The sequence below is a fragment of the Micromonospora halophytica genome (assembly GCF_900090245.1).
Taxonomy (GTDB): Bacteria; Actinomycetota; Actinomycetes; order Mycobacteriales; family Micromonosporaceae; genus Micromonospora; species Micromonospora halophytica.
Genome location: NZ_FMDN01000011.1, coordinates 179,983 through 197,246, shown reverse-complemented (window position 1 = coordinate 197,246; position 17,264 = coordinate 179,983). Strand labels below are relative to the sequence as shown.

Below are 17,264 nucleotides of genomic sequence, written 5' to 3'. Positions count from 1 at the left end.
GTCGGGCAGAACCAGCGTCGTTTGCGCCAGCGCAGCCGCACCGGCCGCCCGGCGACCGGCAGGTCCCGCGGCCGGGTCGTGGCCCACTGCTTCACGCGCACCGCCCGCTGTCCGCACCCCGGGCAGCATTGTGCCTGCTCACAACCGGTGGACAGATCCACAACCGGGACGCCGGCGGCGTCCAACTCGACTCGCTCGACCACCAGGTCGTCCAGACCCAGCAGCCGGGTCGTATCGTTGACCATGCTCGCAGCTCTTCACTTGTGACCATCCGAACTCGACACTCAGATGATCACCGATGAGCTGCGAGCCCTCCACGTCCGGGTCGCCGCCGACCGCGAACCCCGCTCAACTTCGAAGAGCCACGATGACCGGCGGCTTTCCCGCCCCTGCCGGGGGCGGCCGGCACGTCGCGGCCCGCCCGATCTGGCGGTGTCGGGCGTGCGGCGCGCCGTGGCCCTGCCAGCCCGCGAAGCTGCACCTACGCCGGGAGTACGCCCACGACCCGGCCGGCCTCGCCACCTACCTCTGCCTGCTGATGCACGACGCCATCAACGACGACCTGCAACTACGCCCAGGACGCCTCGGCCCGGCCGAGTACTACCCTCGGCCTTTCACGGCAGCCGTGATCTTGGATGTCCAGCGGGTCGGTAGATATGGCGAAGTGCCTGCCACGTAAGGAAAACTGCCCGGTGTCGAGTCGTGCAGGTACCCCGCGTGGAAGGCACTTCGTAGGTGCAGGTTACCCAGTGGTCGAAGGGATTGTCAGTCGAGGTCGGCGGTCACGGCGTGGTCTCGCACGTCGGGGCGGCGTTGTTGCGGCTGCTGGCTGATCGCAGCGGGTTGACGCAGGCGCTGTCGGTGGCGCTCAGCCGGCGTGGGTTCGTCCCGGGCCGGGACCGGGGCAGGGTGCTGGTCGATCTGGCGGTGATGATCGCCGACGGCGGTGAGGCGATCGCGGATATCGAGGTGCTGCGCCACCAGAGTGAGGTGTTCGGCCAGGTCGCGTCGCCGGCGACGTGCTGGCGGGCCCTCGATGAGATCAGTGACGTCGGGCTGCGTCGGATCGCCAGGACGCGGGCGAAAGTCCGTGCCCGGGTATGGGGCCTGATCGAGTCGGTGCCGTCTGCTCGTGCCGCGGGCCGGGATCTCGGCGAGGGCGTGGTGGTGCTGGATGTGGACTCCACGATCGTGCTCGCGCACAGCGACAAGGACGGCGCGGCGGCCACCTACAAGCACACGTACGGCTTCCATCCGATCCTGGTGACCTGCGACAACACCGGCGAACTGCTGACGATCAAACTGCGGCCGGGCAACGCCGGGGCCAACACCGCCGCAGACCACCTCACCGTGCTGACCGAGGCGGTCGCGCAGGTCCCGGCCGCGCACCGGCGGCACCTGCTGATCCGCGGCGACTCGGCCGCCGCCACCCACGCCGTGCTGGACTGGCTGACCGCGCAGGACGCCAAACGCGACCGACGCGTCGAGTACTCGATCGGCTGGTCGATCGGCGAGGCCGAACGCGCCGCCATCCGTGCACTACCGGCCGCGGCCTGGTCACCGGCCCTGGCAGCCGACGGCGGCATCCGCGACGGCGCGCAGGTCGCCGAACTGACCGGCCTGCTGGCCTTGGCCGGCTGGCCGCCCGGCATGCGGGTGATCGTGCGTCGCGAACGGCCGCACCCCGGCGCCCAGCTGTCGCTGTTCGAGGAACGCGACGGCTGGCGCTACACCGCGTTCGTCACCAACACCACCGCCGGCGCCTTGCAGTGGCTGGAAGCCCGCCACCGCGCCCACGCCCGCGTCGAAGACCGCATCCGCTGCGCCAAAGACACCGGACTGCGCCGCCTACCGTCACGCGAGTTCGCCATCAACACCGCCTGGTGCCAGATCGCGGCCATGGCCTGCGACCTGATCGCCTGGCTACAACTGCTCACCCTCGACGGCGACCTGGCCAAAGCCGAACCGAAAAGACTGCGCTACCGCCTGCTACACACCGCCGCCCGCCTGGTCCGAGGCCAACGCCGCCGCCGGCTGCGCATCCCACCGACCTGGCCCTGGGCCAACCAGATCACCGCCGCTTTCACCCGGATCGCGGTGATCCCCGCCCCCGGCTGACCAGCTCAGCCCTGCCCCGACGACCGGAGGACCCAAGGAGACCACGCCCACCGCCGCGACAGACGGCCCGCCACCATGCCCCAGACCCGACCTCATCGACAAAGGACGATCGCAGACGCGGGACCGGAACGCCCGACATCAGCCGTGAACGATCGAGGCTACTTCACCCGCTTCATCAGCTGGACGCGCCACCCACGATCTCCCGCCTGACGGCGGGCAGTACCGCTGGAAGCTGTCAACCCACGTGAGTCAGGCGCGCCTACGGGATGCCGGTCATCCGAGGAAGGGTTCGGCCCGATGCTCCGTACCCCCGAAAAGATCCTCGAATGGGTCCAAATCAATATCACCTACGAGGACCTGGTAGATGCACTCGGTGGCCGACAAGTCGAAGTCATACCAGCCCTCAAGGTCCGCGTCGGCGATCACGACACCCCATTCCTCAGGGGCAACACCGTCCCGGGCGCGCCAGAAGAAATAGTTTGCCTCAACAGCGGCAAAGGCGAGCAACCTGCTTCCCTCAACGAAATACCTAATTGGCAGTTCGATGCCAGACTGCCGGAACTTCACCCAGGCACGCTCTCGCTCATCAATCACTAAGGCAATGTTCGATTCATTACTTTCACCCGCAGGACCGAAAAGACAGAGCCAACCGTCAACAATGACCGCTCCCGTTCGGTCGATCAACTCTTTGTAGTCCAACGGGAGCCGAGCACCGATCACCGACTCGGCGGCGTCCCACGCGAAAGGAATCTCTCTCGCTGGAATGTCAAGCAGGTCGAACACACCGTCAGCCATGCTCCGCACGTCAATACCGCCTGTTCAAGATCGTAACATCAAGAATAAGCGGGTCAGGTCCACTACCGGGGATCGACGCCACGCCGCTACGCGCCGTGCCAACGAGCAGCCACACTCTCTGCATCCGAGCTTGACGTTTGATTGATCCATTCGCATACGTGCCGGGTATTTGACATCAGTCGTGACAGCGACCGGGGCGCACAGCTACAACCAGCGGCGCACAACGGAGCGGCATTGTCACGGCAGGTCCGAACGCTCGGCGATACACCGAGACCGATTTCAACTAACGCGATGATTGACCTACGGGCAACGGCAGATGGCCAATTAAACGACGCAGATCCTCGGGAGCTTCTGCCAGGAAAGGGTCAACGGCCCGCCGCACCAATCGCGACGCTACAATTACCTCGACATCGGTCCCTTCGTCAAGCGCATCAGACAGAACACCCAGGGGCGTGACGATGGCCGATTCGATAATCTCTGGCAGTGCGTCGAGATAGTCTGTTTCCTCAGTCAAGACCAAGTCTACAAGTTCTTGCGCGCGCAGGCGAAGCGCCGAAACATCAAACTTCCGCGATTCCGCCTCGACCCCCGCCCAATCCGGTAGCCACGAGGGCAGACCGACTACACTCATGATCTCCCACCCTTCGAGCATCGACAGCTAGGTCCCAGTCCAGGTAGACCGAGCCAGGACGAGGTCAGCGGGCGACACCAACAGCGCCAGCCCGCCGACCCATCCCAAACTAGCAGGACCTTACTCTGCCCTAATTCTTAGAATATTCAGTAGAGGTTGACACGCATTCGGGCAGGGGCTGATGGGAGTGCCGTGTGCACTGCCTTGCGAATTAAGACCGCGCACTCGTACAGCCCTCATCGAGCCACCTACAATTCCGGCAGCACCTTCAGCAGCCTCCGCCTGAATTAGACACATGACCTCTGCACATCCGCCGTGGTGGCCCGAATCCATAAGTGCTCGCTCCAAAGCACCGCCAGGCTGCGGCGATAATCCATGGCCGTTGTGCCCATAATAGGTGTTGCCAGACGGCGAGGTGTACTCCGCCGCCACGTGGGGACCCTTCTTAGTGGCGCCGGGTCGAAGGGAATCCGCATAGTTCTGTAGCGCATCCTCGCCGCAGTTGTGTACGAGGACCGGGGTTTTGCCGGCTACCACATAGTACGTGTGGGTGTTGGCGACGGTGAGGTTGTGGACCCTGGCCTGCAGGACGTGGCGCCGCTCGATCGCGGTGATCTGCACCAACGTCCCGGCACTCGTGCGTAGCCACTGACCCGAGCGCATGTCGGTGGCGTGGACCCACTCGTCCAGCTCGGGCACCCAGAACGGGTGCGCCTCGGTCGCCACCAGCTCGCCGGTCGCCGTACCCTCGTCGCCGTCGGTGTCGACGGTGATCGTCACCAGGTTCTTCACACCCTGGCTCTTCACGGCCGCGGTGACCGTCTCCACCTCGACCCGACCAGTTTGCGGGTCGGTCACCTTGACCTTGTCACCCGGCTTGACCTTCTCGATCGGCTTGGACGAACCGTCGGCCATCAACACCCGGGTTCCGGGCACGAAACTACTCGGCCTGGTGCAGGAATCCCCCGCCCCACCACCACTGGACCCACCGTTGCTGCGCGCCGACCCACCCGACGACCCACCGGACTTGGACCCGCCCGACGAGGATTTCTTGCCGCCCGCACCCGCCGCCGCAGCCGACGACGCCTTCGGGTTCGCCTTGGCCTGCGCCTGCTTCTGCGCCGGATTGCCCGTCTTCTTCGCCGACTGCGCCGCCGCGTTACTCGTCGTGTTGACCTTGTCGACCGGCTTCTTCTTCGCCGCCTGCGCAGCCTTCTTCGCCCGCTCGATCGCCAACTTCTTGGCGTTCAACGCCGCCTGCTCGGCCGCCCGCGCCGCAGCCAGGACCGCCTCCGCAGCCCGCTTCGCCGCCTGCCACGCCTGGACAGCCGCGATCGTCCGGTCGACCGCCCGCAGCACCGCCGGAATCTTCGCGATCTTGCCCCACGGAATGGCGTTGAGCAGCAGGCTGCCGCACGACCACATGTCACCGCCGAAGCAGCCCAGCGCATCGTTGATCCCGATGAACTCCTTGAGGATGTACCAGGCCGAATCGAGGATCACCGACATCAACGACCGGCCCATGTTGGCCTGCGCCTGCGCCACCTGCGCCGACGACAGGCCGGCACCCGCGAGCGCCGCCGCCATCTCCGAGGCGGTCAACGACACCGACAGACCCGTCGGGTCCGAGTGCGTCACCGGGTTGTTGTGGGCGTACGCGTACCCGTTGTTCTGCTGCGGATCGGTCAGGTCCAGGATCGGGTCGGCCGACAGGAACCGGCCCACCGACGGGTCGTACAGCCGAGCTCCCAGCGGCACGAAGCCGGAGGCGTCGTCCCGGGTCGCGCCGAGGAAACCGGCGTTGGTCTGCATGTTGGCGCCCAGGTCGGCCGCGCCGCGCTGGTTGCCGAACGGGTCCTGCTTACGGATCCGCACCGGCATCCCGGCTGCCAGGCCCACCTCCACGTACGGACTGCCCTGGTGGTCACCGGCGACGGCGACCAGGCCGGGCAGGTTGCCGTTGCTGGAGTGCCGCACCACCGCGCCACCCGGGGTGGGGTACGTGCGCTGGGCGCTGACCAGTGCGCCGCCCCTGGCGACGGTGACCTGCGACTCGCCCAGGTGCAGGGTGGCCTGACGGCCCTGGACGGTGAGCAGGCGGCTGCCACCCGGACCGTAGACGTGCCGGGTCTCCGACTGCGCCTCCCAGCGCTGCGCGCTGGAGTTGCCGTCGCAGGTGGCGAGGACGACCGGGGTCATGTCGGCCGTGGCGCCGTCCCGCACGGCCAGGCAGAGCCCGGAGGCGACGTGGGTGAGCTGACCGGTCGACGCGCGGGTCAGGTGCTGGGCCGCCGAGCGGTCGCACGCCTGCAGGCGCAGCGGTGAACCGGCGGTGTTGGCCTGCGGCTGAAGGCACCAGCCGTCCGGGCCGACGAGGGTGCCCAGGTTCGGGTTCTCCTGGTCGTTCCCGGGGACCGGAACGAACGTCCACTTCTGGGCGGTCGTGCCGTTGCACGGGTAGAGCTGCACCGGCTGGTCAGCCTTGGCGAGGCCCTGGTCGAGGTCGAGGCACTTGTCGCCGGGGCCGACGTACGCGGTGCGGCCCTTGCTGCCCTGGCCGGTGATCCGCTCGACCTTGCCGTCGTAGGTCCAGGTCAGCGTCTGCTCGTCGCCGTTGGTCGCCGACTGCACCGACCGGGTCTCGCCGGTCAACTCGTACAGGCGTCGGGCCTCGGCGTTGATCTCGACGCCCTCCGGTGTGGTCCAGGCCCGCTTGACCGAGGTCAGGGTGCGCGGCTGGCTGCCGGTGTACTCGTAGCTGGTGGTGATGGCACCGTTGGCGGTCCTGCCGCTCAAGTCCTGCTCGACCAGGGACTTCCGGTTGCCGAGCAGGTCGTAGGTGTACTCCTGCCAGTAGCCGGTGCCGTCCGTGCCGGCTGAGACGGCGAGGGCGCCGAGCGGCCCGGTGGCGCAGGACTCCTGATCGGCCGAGGTCCACGCGGTGGTGAGCTGGCCGAGGGCGTCGTAGCGGAAACACTGCCGCTCCGCGATGTCGGCGGCGCGCTCCCGGATCGCGGTGACGTTGCCCGCGTCGTCGTAGGAGTACCCGCGGCGCGACACCAGGTTGCTGTCGTTGTACCGGCCGGCGGTCTCGTCCTTCTGCTCGCGGTGCACCTGCTGCTCGACGAGCGCCCCGCTGGCGTCGTCGTAGGTGGCGGTGGTCCAGACCCGGTAGGGCTGGGCGCCGAGGGTGGAGCGCAGCACCTGGCCGTACGGTGAGTAGACCGTCTCCGCGCCGTACCAGTCCTTGCCGGAGACCGACAGCGGCAGACCGTCGGCGGTGTAGCGGACCAGGACCTTCTCGGTGGGCAGGTTGCCGACGGCGGGCAGGGTCGACGACTCGGGCATTCCGGTGTCGGTGAACGTGTAGTCGTACCGGTAGGACGAGCTCAGGCCCCAGGTGTCGGCGACCGACTGCGGCAGGGTGAGCGTCGTCGACGTCGGCTGGTAGTCGTCGGTGTAGCCACCGATCGACTGGGTGTACGCCAGCCCGTCGGTGTACCGGGTGGCGGTGGCCGGCAAGCCCTTGCCCTGCGCGACGGTGTCGTAGGTGTACTGGGCGAGCAGCGCGCCGTTTCCGTCACCGAGCCGCTGCTGGGTCGGCCGGGACAGCTCGTCGTAGCCGTTCCAGACCGTCACGTTGCGGGCGTTGGTGGTGGTGAGCTGCCGGTCCCGGTGGTCGTAGGTGAACCGGGTGGTGCCGGTGTCCGGGTCGGTGCTGGAGGTGAGCCGGCCGCGCTGGTCGTAGCTCCACGTCCACGCGTGCGTGGCGGCGGCGGAGTGGTGGGCCTGCACCAGCCGGCCCTGGTTGTCGTAGCCGTAGTGCATCGAGGTGAACTCGGTGCGGGCCGCGTCGGTGAAGGTGTCGACCCGGGTGGTGCGGCCGAGGGCGTCGCTGAACATCCGGTACGACGGCGATCCGGCCGGGTTGATTACCGAGGACTGGTCGACGCCGTAGGTGTACGAGGTGGCCCGCTCGGGCCGCTCCTGGTCCCGCAGGATGGGCAGTTCCCGGGTGACCCGGCCCAGACCGTCGTAGCTGTAGCGGGTGATGTTGGGTACGGCGGTGCGGGCCAGCGGCACGAACAGCTCACCGCGTGGGCCGCCGTCGGCGTGGTACGCGTTGTAGGTCTCGAACACTTCGCCGGACTGGTTGTAGAACCGGTCGGTGATCAACCGGCCGCCGCCGGGTGCCTGCTCCTGGGTCTGCCGCTCGCGGCCCAGGCCGTCGTAGATGGTGACCGAGGTCTGGGCCCGGTCCTCGTGACCCCGGCTGAAGGTGGTCACGTACGGCGGCTTGCCCTCGGGGGTGGCGTACTCGGCCCGGAAGTCCGGGACGGCGGTGACCGCCGGGGTACGGCCCGGTCCCCACGCCTCGACCAGGCGGCCCAGTGCGTCGTACTCGGCGTGACTGACCCGGCCGTTGGGATCGGTGGTCCGCAGCGTCACGGCCCGACCCGGGTCGAGTTCCCGGACCTGCTCGTGCCCGAGCGAGTTCCTCTCCTTGACGGTGAAGGCCTGGCCGGTGGCCGGAAGGTAGGCGATCGTGGACGTCTTTCCGTCCGGGTCGGTGCGGGAGGTGACCCGACCGATGCCGTCGATGGCCGTGGTGCCGTCGGACTGGAACCCGGAACCGTCCGCCTTCAGCGACCAGGTCTCGCGGACCCGGCCCCGCTCCTCGCCGTCGTTCGTCGAGTTCGTGTCGTGCAACGCGGCGCCGTACGCCTTGTCGTCGTAGGCGACCCGGCCCGCGGAGCTGAGCGTGCCCAGGTTGTCGAAGGTGGCCGCCGCGCAGCTCGTCGGGCTCGTCAGCACCTGCTTGGTCAGGCCGATCAGGTGCTTGCCGGGGTGGTGCAGGTACTCGATGCGGGTGCAGGAGTCGTCGCCCGCCTCGGCGACGTCGCCGAAGGACTCGATCTCGACCGGCAGGCCGTGCGTGTCGTCGTAGTCGGTCTCCGTCCTGACCTCACGGGGGTTGCCGGCGGAGGATCGGCTGTAGGCGGCCTGCTTCGCATCGGTGACCCGCCAGGCCCGCAGCGGGCTGAGACCGGTGCCGCGCTCGCGGGTGGCGAGCAGTTCCGCCTCGGGATATGTGACGCTGCGGGTGAGCCAGTTCGCCTCGAGGTAGGCGGCGTCAGCACCCGGCTGGGACTCGGCGTACGTCAACTCCTCGGCGATCCGACCGGCGAAGGGTTCGGCGTCCTTGGCGATCTCCGAGCCGGTGATGTCGCGCACCGGCACCGTGTCGCCCATGCCGCGGAAGTAGCGGGTGACCGTCATGGTCTGCCGGCTACCGGTGGCGTCCTCGTTCTCCCCGGTCCGGACGGCCACCTGGTCGAAGCCGGCGAACTGGGAATAGGTGCGGGTGGATTTCTTGGTGAACTCCTGCTCGGCGAGCTTCCAGCCGGGAGTGCCGTAGTCGTACAGGGTGCGGACGTTGAACGGGCCGTCGACCGCCGGCACCTCCTCGACCGACGCCACGACGTACTTGTGGAACCAGTCGATGGCTTCCTTGCCCGGGTCCGGATGCCAGAAGGCCGGATAGCAGAGCCGGGTGTTGTCCCTGAGCGCAGCGGTGTCCGTCGGGTCCCTCGGCAGGCCCTCACCGGTGGCGCAGGCGCCCTCGGGGTTCTTGTACGTGACGACGGTCTCGCCGCCGTACTCGTTGACGACCCGTCCGATGCGCAGGCGGGAGAAGCCGGGTCGGTTGTCGTTTCGGACCCGGTTCGGCATGTCCTCGTCGTTGGCGGCGAACCGTACCGCGTTGAGGGTGATCCGGTCGCCGCTCACGCCGTACCCGGAGCGAGTCACCGACTCCAGCCACAGCGCGGTGTTCGGACCGGTGCGCAGGGTGGGGAAGGACTGCTTGAGCTGGTGCTCGTCAACCTTCTGCAGTGCCGTGCTGCCCGACTGCCGCTGGGACCAGGTGGTGATCGTGGTGAGCCGCTTACGGCTGAAGAACGATGGAGAGGCGGTCCAGCACTTCTGCTGATCGGCACAGCGCAGGTCGGCCGGGGTGTCGTACCAGATCCGGTAGTTCGCCGGGTCCTGGCTGGTGAAGTTGGCCTCGGTGCAGGTGACCGTGCCCTCGGTGAAGCAGCGTTCGGCGACGTCGAAGGTGACCCGGGCCAGCGGCGCAGCCGAGTAGACGCTGTCGCGACGCTGCCCGTAGTCGATGCGGGTGAGGTATCCGGCCCGGTCGTAGGGCACCGGAGCCTTGAAGTTGAAGTTGCGCGCGTAGTGGTTGGTCTCGCGGTTCCACCACAGGCTCATCGCGTTGCCGTGTACGTCCTCGACATAGTCGAGGTTCCAGCGCCAGGCCCGGGTGCAGGCGGATCCGGCCCAGTTGTCCGCCTTGTAGCAGGGCTCGCCGGGATGGTTGCCGTAAACCGGCACGGTGAGGACCGAGTCGGTGACCGGGTCGTCGGCAGCGCTGCCGTTGTCGGACCAGCCGGGCAGGCGGTTGAGTCCGAAGTGGTACTTCGTGCCGTCCCGGGTGGTGACGATCCAGTGGTGGCCGTCCTCGTCGCGGTTGGCGGCGCCGGACTTGAGCTCGATCCGGGAGCCGTCGCCGTTCGCGGTGGTCCAGGTGCCGTTCTCGTAGACCAGTTCGGTGGTCATGCCGCCGAGCGAGAGGGTGGCGTTCTGCGAACCCCAGCACAGGTCGGCGGTGCGGTGTTGGGTGTTGTTCGCGCCCGCGGTCGCGTCCTGGCGGCAGTTGGCGTAGCTGCGGGTGATCGCTCCGGCGCTGTAGTCCCAGCCGTCGCCGATCCAGGAGGCCTGGTTGTTGGTGGCGGAAGTACGGCCGTCGACCGACTGCGACGAGTATCCCAGCGCCACCTTGGGCATCAGGCCGCCGGCCGTCTCCGGGACCTGAACCTGGTACGAGTAGGTGAACGCGCCGGAGGAGGAACCCGCCGCCCAGGAGCCGGAGGAAAGCAGCGGGGTCGCGGTGAAGTCGCCGGCCGCCGACGCGCCGGTGTCCAGGACACCGACGACCCGCCCGCCGCCGCTCGTGGTGGTGACACCGGCGGTGGGCACACCGGACTCCCCCAGCGCGGCCACAGATACGGTGCCGGTGACCAGCCGACGAGCATCGGCGGCGACTCCGGTGGGACCGGGTACCAGGGTCACCTCGCTGGGCACGGGTTCCGCCGTGCCGGGGTCGGTTCCGTCGGCGCAGTCGCCGCTGTCCGGAGCGTCGTAGACGCAGCCGGGCAGCAGTACGACGCCGAACCGGTCGGCGGCCTGCGGGCCGTACAGATCGGCGAAAGCGGTGTAGTCGATGGTGAGAGCGACCTCGGCCGCCGGGTCCGCCGTGGCGGGCGGGGTGACCTTCATGATCAGACCCGCCACCCCGGCGGTCTGGGAGGCTTCGGGGGCGGCGAGGTCGACAGTCCAGGTGCCGGCCAGGGTGAGCGGATCACCCGCCTCGGGCACGCCGAGGGCGACCGGCAGGTCGTCGACCGGCTTGGTGCCGCCCGGCGCGACGTCGGTCAGATCCACCGTGCCGGTGTCCTGCTGCCACGGCTCTACGGCCGCCGGGGCATACGACGTCACCTCGCCGACCTGTTCGGTGGTCATGTCGGTCTGGGCGGCGTTGTCCTGCGCCACCTGCTCGGTCTCCGGCAGCGCCGGCAGTTCGAGCCGGTTCTGCTCCCGGCTCATGCCCGGGCCGGGCACCGCCAGGGCGGCGGCGGGCAGGCTCGTCACCGTCAGCGCGGTGGTGAGCGCGAGAATGAACACGCGACGAACGGGACGCCCCCACCGGCGGCCTGACCCCGTTCGGGGCTGACGGCCGGGTGAGCGTCGAGAAAGCGGACCGGTAGCACGCATGCGCGTCGACTCCCACCCAGGCGCGAAGAGGAAAGAAGAGATGCGGACGAGCCGCAGGAGCACATGCCGGCGACGGCATGTGCGTGAGCACTCTGCGTCAGCGGGGCCACACGCTCAAGCCCGTCATCGGTTACCGCCCGCAAATGAAGATGACCTACGTCACGGGATGATCAACACCGGTCGTCGCAAAATCTGCGAGACGTGCAGAGCCGGGTGAATCTCCCCAAGACAGCCCGCTTTGCGCCACCAAAATTCGCACACAATCCAATTCGGACGTACCTCTCAGTAACCCTCGCGACGGAGATCACGGATTCGTAACTTTCGAGGGATGGACGAGAAGCCCCGGTCTCGTGCGATCGTGTGCCCTCGTTCTGCCCGCAGCCCGCGAGGTCGCCGGCTGACTGTGCGTGTCCTCCTGTCCCCCGCCCCCACGGGAGTAACCCCGCCGTGACCACGTCTCGCCTGCTCAGGCCCTTCGTGCGTACGCGCACCAGGCTGACCCTCACCCTGGGGGTGCTGCTGGCCGCACCCGTCGTCGCCCTACTGCCGGTGCTGCCCGGCAACGACTCGCCGCCGACGGCCGCCACCACCCCTGCATCGGAATCGGCACCCCGTGACGAGGCGAGCGCCCTGGCCCATGCCGCCCGGAACGGCATCGACGTCCTGGTCGACACCGCCACCACCGCCACCTCGCTGACCTGGGCGCTGCCCGACGGGCAGATGCGCACCACCGTCCACGCCACCCCCCAACGGGCCAAGGACGCCACCGGACGGTGGGCACGGCTCGACACCACCCTGACCCGGGACGGCAAGGGCAGTGGCGCTCTCGACGTCCGGCCCGTCAACGTCCCCAGCCCGGTCCGCTTCTCCGGCGGCGACACCGAGACCGGCGGGGGCGGCGGGGGTACCGGCACCGGATCCGCCGACGTCACCAGCGTGCTGGCCGAGCTGGAGACCGACGGGCACACCATCACCTACACCTGGCCGGGCCCGCTGCCGGAGCCGGTGCTCGACGGCCCTCGCGCCCTCTACCCCGAGGTGCGGCCCGGGATCGACCTGCTCGTCGTCGCCCGCGAGGCGGGCGGCTTCGGCCAACTGCTGATCGTCAAGAACCGCTCCGCCGAGACCGTCCGGGCGGCGGACACGCTCACCTACGGTCTACGCTCCGAGACGGCGATCTTCCGGCACGACCCGGGAACCGGCGGCGTGCGAGCCCTCGACCCGGCCGACGGACGCGAGGTCGGCTCGATCCCGTCCCCCTTCGCCTGGGACTCCGCCGGGCGAGATGCCGAGGATCCGCAGGCGGCCACCCGTACCTCGGTGTCCACCCCGGACGATGTGCTGCGGCTGTCCGGCCTGGCCGGCAGCGAGCCGGGCGCTCGGCAGGCCCCGATCCGCACCCGGGTGGACGGTGACGGAACCGGCAATGTCCGGCTGCACCTGGACGCGGCCGGCACCGGGCTGCTCACCGATCCCACCGTCACCTTCCCGGTCTTCCTCGACCCGACCTTGATCAGCGGCACGCTCGCCTGGGCGACCGTCTACTCGCAACACCCCAAGACCAACACCTGGAACGGCACCAACTTCAACTCCGGCACCTCCGACGCCCGCGTCGGCTACGAGCAGAGCACTCCGCTGAGGACCCGTTCCTTCTGGCGGATGGGATTCCGCACCGACCTGAACGGCGCGAACATCAGCTCCGCCAGTTTCAAGGTGCTGAACAACCACTCGTGGTCCTGCACGAACCGGGAGATGCAGCTCTGGCTCACGGGCGCGATCTCGTCGGGCACCACCTGGAACTCCCAGCCGAGCTGGCTGACCCTGCAGCAGAAGAAGTCCTTCGCCTTCGGCTACGGCAGCGGCTGCGCCGACGACTACGTCAGCTTCGACGTGCGAAACGCGGCCGAGTACGGGGCCGCGCACAGCCTGGCGAACCTCACCTTCGGTATGCGCGCCACCAGCGAGTCCGACACGCTGACCTGGCGCAAGTTCAGGGCCACCTCGGCGGAGTTGACCGTCGTGTACAACCGGCCGCCCACCACGCCGACGAACGTCACCTCCTCTCCCGGGGGCGCCTGCGTGCCCGGCCCGGGTGGAGGCGTCACCGTCGCCCGGTCCAACCTGGTGCTCTCCGCGACCGCCACCGACCCCGACAACAACCTGAAGTCGCTGCGCTTCCGGTTCTGGAAGGACGGCACGACCATGCCCGCCGGTACCCTGGTCACTCCCGCCAGCACCGGCAAGGCCACCCTGACGATCCCCTCCAGCACCCTGGAGGACAAGGCCGTCTACTCGTGGAACGTCCGAGCCGAGGACAGCTCGGGGGCGGTGTCGGCGTACTTCCCGACGGGTACGGAGCCCTGCCGGGTCACCGTCGACGCCTCGGCCCCACCGGCGCCCGAGGTCACCAGCGAGGTCTTCCGGGAGGCCACCACCGACGGAGCGACCTGGGCGACGGTGAAGTTCGGCGAGACCGGGAAGGTCACGTTCAGCTCCGCTGGCGCAACCCGGTTCAGCTACTCCATCGGCGGCATCGGCAGCGTCGACGTGACCGCGACCGCCGGCGTCGCCGAGGTGCCTGCCCTCAAGCCCCGGCACACCGGCCCGAACACCCTCCAGGTCTATGCCTACGATCCCGTCGGGAACCGCAGCGCGCCGACCTACTACACCTTCTACCTCCCGCCCTCCGACCGACCCGACGGCCCCGGCGACATCGGCGGCGACGGCATCCCCGATTTGGTCACGATCGGCCTTCCCGGCATGCTGAAGACCTATCCCGGTGACGAGGGCGGCGAACTCGACGCTTCCCTCATCGGCTCCTACTCCGCCGACGGGACGCTCAACCCGCCCGGGCACTGGAGCAACCGCTACACCACCGCACTGGTCACCAAGTACGGCGACACCTACCCAGGCGACGGCACCACCGACCTGTTCGCCCGTACCACCGACGGCGGCTTCTGGCTCTACCCCGGTGACGGGTACGGCAGCTTTCCGGTGGACCGCCGCCTGCGGGTGCTGCTGCCCACCAGCACACCGGCCCTGCCCGCACCGGGGACCTGGACCCAGATCAAGGCGGTCGGCGACCTCGACGGGGACAAACTGCCAGACCTTGTCGTCCGCTCTGGTACGCAGTTCTGGGTGCTCAACGGCTACACCGGCGGAAGCTTCCAGTCCGCGACCCTGATGGAGGGCACCGCCTGGGCCCGCCGTGAGGTGGTCAACATCGCCGACATCGACCTGGACGGCACACCTGACCTGCTCTGGCGAAACCTGGACAACGGGAACATGTACGTCCGGCACGGCAGGCCCGGCCCGGTCGCCGGTAGCGTGGACCTGCACTCACTCAAGCAGGCCGCGCATTCCCGCAACGGTGACGTCTCGTACGGAACGGGCTGGACAGAAGCGGCGATCGACGTCGTGGTGGCCATTCCCGACGTCAGCGGCGACGGGGTGCCCGACCTGTGGGTCCGGTTCTCCTCCGACCGCAAGCTGCGGGTCTACCACCCGTCCAGGACCAACGCCGGCGCGCCGGTGAAGATCGTAATCGACCACGACATGGTCTTCACGAAGTCCTACGGCTGAGCAGGTCAGCCCGGGTCCGGCCGACAGACCGGCTCCCGGGCTGACCGGGCGTCCGCCGTCGACGGCTGTTCCAGCAGATCGCACACCACCTGGTCGCCGCCTACCGCACCTGGGCGACGAAGGCCCGGATGCTCTCGACGGCGGACGCCACCGGCTCCGCCCACGGGTCGTCGGCGGCGACCAGATGCCGGATGCCGGCCAGCTCCAGCTTGCCGTGCCGGACGGCGTCGACGATCCGCTCGACCAGGACCGCCCCGATGTCGTGGTGGTCGACCGCGAGGCACTGCTCCCGGTGGTCGTCCGCGACGTGCACCTGCCACACCCGCCGGTCGGCGTCGGCGCGGACGGTGATCGTGAACTCGTCGTCGCGGATGGGCGGGCTGGCCACCGGCTGCCCGTCCTCGTTCGGCACCGGGTCGGGCGGCGGGGGCCGCCGGTCGGGGGTCTGGTTCATCGTCGGCGGCTCAGAACGGCGGCGGCAGGCCGGGCGAGGAGGACGGGTCCGGTGGGGCGGGATACCGCCACCAGATGCCCCGGTCCTCGAAGAACCGGTGTCGGCGCAGCAGCCGAAGCGCCTCCTCGGTGGGTCGGGTGCACAACAGGACCGCCCGGTTGCCGTCGGCCCACCGGCAGGCGGCCGCCACGAGCGCGCCGCCCCGGCCCTGCCGCCGGTGGCCTTCGTCGACCAGGTGGTCGTGGAACTGGTGACCGGCCATGGTCGGCCGGAGGGTGAGGGTGCCGTGCGCGACCCGGAAGTGGACGTCGCGGCCCTCGACGAGGACCTCGACGGCGTGCTGCGGCATGATCATCCCTCCTCGGCGAGGACGGCGTTGGGGACGGGTCGGTGGTCCGCGCGGCGGACGAAGGTCTCCAGCACCTCTCCGCCGTACCAGTCGGTGCGCTGCCCGACGTGGGTCATGCCGAGCCGCCGGGCCACCGCCATCGACGCCTCGTTGCCGGGCGAGACCACCGCGTACACCTCGTGGGTGCCGGCGGTGAACTCGCGGGCCAGCACCGCCCGGGCGGCCTCGGTGGCGTACCCGTGGCCCCAGGAGTCGGGGTGCAGGTGCCAGCCGATCTCGATGTCGGCGGTCTCGGTCACCCCGTCCGGGCCGGGTAGCGGCTTGAGGATCAGGGTGCCGGCGACGAGGCCGCTGTCGCGTACCTCGATCGCCCAGGTGCCGTAGCGGCCGGCCTGGTGGGCGTGCCGGTCGCGCCAGATGCCGAGCCGCTCCCGGGCCTGCTCCGGCGCGGTCAGCGGCAGCCCGGAGGCGGCCAGCCAGCGGGTCACCTCGGTCCGGGAGTAGATGTCGAAGATCCGGTTCAGGTCCGTCGCCGAGTCGGTCCAGTCCCGCAGGATCAGGCGTGGCGTGGTGAGCACCGTCATGGCGGGCGATCGTAATGCGTGCGCCGCTTCCGCAGGGGGAAGAAGGTCGCGATGGGTGACGCATGGCAGCGGACGAAGCGGATCACCAGCGGGGCGTTCCGGCCGGTACGGGGCCGGGACCTGTCGCTGCACGCCGCCGCGATCACGTTCTACGGGGCGATCGCCGTGGTGCCCGTCGCGCTGCTGGCGATCTGGCTGACCGCGCTGGTGGCGGGCGGGGACCGGGTGCGCCGGCTGACGTCGTACGCGGTGCAGACGCTGCCGGACGAGATCGGCGCGCCCCGGGCGGTGGAAGCGCTGGTCGCGGCCGGGGTGGAGTTGACCCCGCTGCTGGCGTTGGCGTCGCTGCTGCCCGCCTCCCTGTACGGCGAGGGGCTGCGCCGGGCGTTCGTGTCGGTGGCCACCCCGCCCAATCCGGACGAGTCGCTGGTGGGCTGGCGGGGCCGGCTGCTGCTGCTCCCGCTGCTCGCGCCGGCCCCGGCCCTGCTGCTGTCGATCCTGATCGCGCTGCCCACCACCACCCGGCTGGTCCGCCAGGGCGGCTGGGTCGGCGCGCTGGGCGTGGTGTTGTCGTTCCTGGGGGTGTGGCTGGTGCTCACCCCGGTGCTGATGTGGGTGTTCCGGGTGGTCGGGCCGGCCTCACCGGACTGGCTGTCGACGCTGGCGGTGGGCTCGTTCACCGCGGCGAACCTCTCCGGTTTCCTGCACGGCTTCGTGCTGTTCGCCTCGCTTCCGCTGGACCTCGGGGTGCCCTTCGGCGGGTTCGACGCGATCGGCGGCGGGGTGGCGGTGCTGCTCTGGCTCTACCTGTTCCATGTGATCGTGCTGGCCGGCTACTCCGCCACCCTGGCCCTCTCCCGCTGGCGCACCCGCCGCGCCGCCGCCTCCCCCGAAGGGCATTGATCATGAAGTTGG

Annotated in this window: 11 protein-coding genes; 4 read left to right on the top strand and 7 right to left on the bottom strand. The window is 69.4% G+C overall.

The genetic code is table 11. From position 1 onward, the window contains the following. Positions 1 to 245: transposase family protein (locus tag GA0070560_RS17070; RefSeq protein WP_139131453.1), on the bottom strand; the 245-nt coding region annotated here is incomplete at its 3' end. 122 nt (positions 246 to 367) lie between these two features. On the opposite strand from GA0070560_RS17070, the gene GA0070560_RS29500 reads away from it, so the two are divergent. Continuing rightward, on the top strand, positions 368 to 679 hold the full coding sequence (locus tag GA0070560_RS29500) for a hypothetical protein (RefSeq protein ID WP_091298220.1): 312 nt from the start codon (positions 368 to 370) through the stop codon (positions 677 to 679). Between the two features lie 56 nt (positions 680 to 735). Continuing rightward, complete coding sequence (locus GA0070560_RS17060; RefSeq protein WP_091298218.1) at positions 736 to 2,118, top strand: IS1380 family transposase; 1,383 nt, start codon at positions 736 to 738, stop codon at positions 2,116 to 2,118. A 273-nt stretch (positions 2,119 to 2,391) separates the two neighbouring features. On the opposite strand, the gene GA0070560_RS17055 is transcribed toward GA0070560_RS17060, so the two are convergent. From GA0070560_RS17055 to GA0070560_RS17050, 3 genes are all read right to left on the bottom strand, one after another. Continuing rightward, positions 2,392 to 2,913 carry a hypothetical protein gene (locus GA0070560_RS17055; protein ID WP_139131507.1) on the bottom strand — a complete coding sequence of 174 codons (522 nt, stop codon included), beginning with the start codon at positions 2,911 to 2,913 and terminating at the stop codon, positions 2,392 to 2,394. A gap of 283 nt (positions 2,914 to 3,196) precedes the next feature. Continuing rightward, positions 3,197 to 3,544 carry a hypothetical protein gene (locus GA0070560_RS28180; protein WP_139131506.1) on the bottom strand — a complete coding sequence of 116 codons (348 nt, stop codon included), beginning with the start codon at positions 3,542 to 3,544 and terminating at the stop codon, positions 3,197 to 3,199. Between the two features lie 120 nt (positions 3,545 to 3,664). Beyond that, positions 3,665 to 11,380: a ricin-type beta-trefoil lectin domain protein gene (locus tag GA0070560_RS17050; protein ID WP_091298212.1), complete on the bottom strand. Its 7,716-nt coding sequence runs from the start codon at positions 11,378 to 11,380 to the stop codon at positions 3,665 to 3,667. 447 nt (positions 11,381 to 11,827) lie between these two features. On the opposite strand from GA0070560_RS17050, the gene GA0070560_RS17045 reads away from it, so the two are divergent. Next, positions 11,828 to 14,962 (top strand): FG-GAP-like repeat-containing protein, encoded by a 3,135-nt coding sequence (locus tag GA0070560_RS17045; protein WP_091298208.1) that lies wholly within the window; start codon positions 11,828 to 11,830, stop codon positions 14,960 to 14,962. Between the two features lie 100 nt (positions 14,963 to 15,062). Here the strand turns inward: GA0070560_RS17045 and GA0070560_RS17040 are convergent, their stop codons facing one another. Genes GA0070560_RS17040 through GA0070560_RS17030 form a run of 3 tightly spaced genes read right to left on the bottom strand, consistent with a single transcriptional unit; the run spans position 15,063 to position 16,349 of the window. Further along, positions 15,063 to 15,416, bottom strand: a complete 354-nt coding sequence (locus GA0070560_RS17040) for a hypothetical protein (protein ID WP_091298205.1) — start codon at positions 15,414 to 15,416, stop codon at positions 15,063 to 15,065. A 10-nt stretch (positions 15,417 to 15,426) separates the two neighbouring features. Next, entirely contained in the window at positions 15,427 to 15,765 is a 339-nt protein-coding gene (locus GA0070560_RS17035; RefSeq protein ID WP_139131505.1) for a GNAT family N-acetyltransferase, read from the bottom strand. A 2-nt stretch (positions 15,766 to 15,767) separates the two neighbouring features. After that, on the bottom strand, positions 15,768 to 16,349 hold the full coding sequence (locus tag GA0070560_RS17030; RefSeq protein WP_091298198.1) for a GNAT family N-acetyltransferase: 582 nt from the start codon (positions 16,347 to 16,349) through the stop codon (positions 15,768 to 15,770). Between the two features lie 51 nt (positions 16,350 to 16,400). Here GA0070560_RS17030 and GA0070560_RS17025 point away from each other — a divergent pair, with 51 nt between their 5' ends. Next, positions 16,401 to 17,252 (top strand): YhjD/YihY/BrkB family envelope integrity protein, encoded by an 852-nt coding sequence (locus tag GA0070560_RS17025; RefSeq protein ID WP_091298194.1) that lies wholly within the window; start codon positions 16,401 to 16,403, stop codon positions 17,250 to 17,252. Positions 17,253 to 17,264: the final 12 nt, after the last annotated feature.

Excerpts from the sequence above, each read along its gene's own strand:
- GA0070560_RS17050 (WP_091298212.1), bottom strand. The coding sequence starts at position 11,380 with ATGCGTGCTACCGGTCCGCTTTCTCGACGCTCACCCGGCCGTCAGCCC.
- GA0070560_RS17055 (WP_139131507.1), bottom strand. The coding sequence starts at position 2,913 with ATGGCTGACGGTGTGTTCGACCTGCTTGACATTCCAGCGAGAGAGATT.
- GA0070560_RS17025 (WP_091298194.1), top strand. The coding sequence starts at position 16,401 with ATGGGTGACGCATGGCAGCGGACGAAGCGGATCACCAGCGGGGCGTTC.
- GA0070560_RS17035 (WP_139131505.1), bottom strand. The coding sequence starts at position 15,765 with ATGCCGCAGCACGCCGTCGAGGTCCTCGTCGAGGGCCGCGACGTCCAC.
- GA0070560_RS17030 (WP_091298198.1), bottom strand. The coding sequence starts at position 16,349 with ATGACGGTGCTCACCACGCCACGCCTGATCCTGCGGGACTGGACCGAC.
- GA0070560_RS28180 (WP_139131506.1), bottom strand. The coding sequence starts at position 3,544 with ATGAGTGTAGTCGGTCTGCCCTCGTGGCTACCGGATTGGGCGGGGGTC.
- GA0070560_RS17040 (WP_091298205.1), bottom strand. The coding sequence starts at position 15,416 with ATGAACCAGACCCCCGACCGGCGGCCCCCGCCGCCCGACCCGGTGCCG.
- GA0070560_RS29500 (WP_091298220.1), top strand. The coding sequence starts at position 368 with ATGACCGGCGGCTTTCCCGCCCCTGCCGGGGGCGGCCGGCACGTCGCG.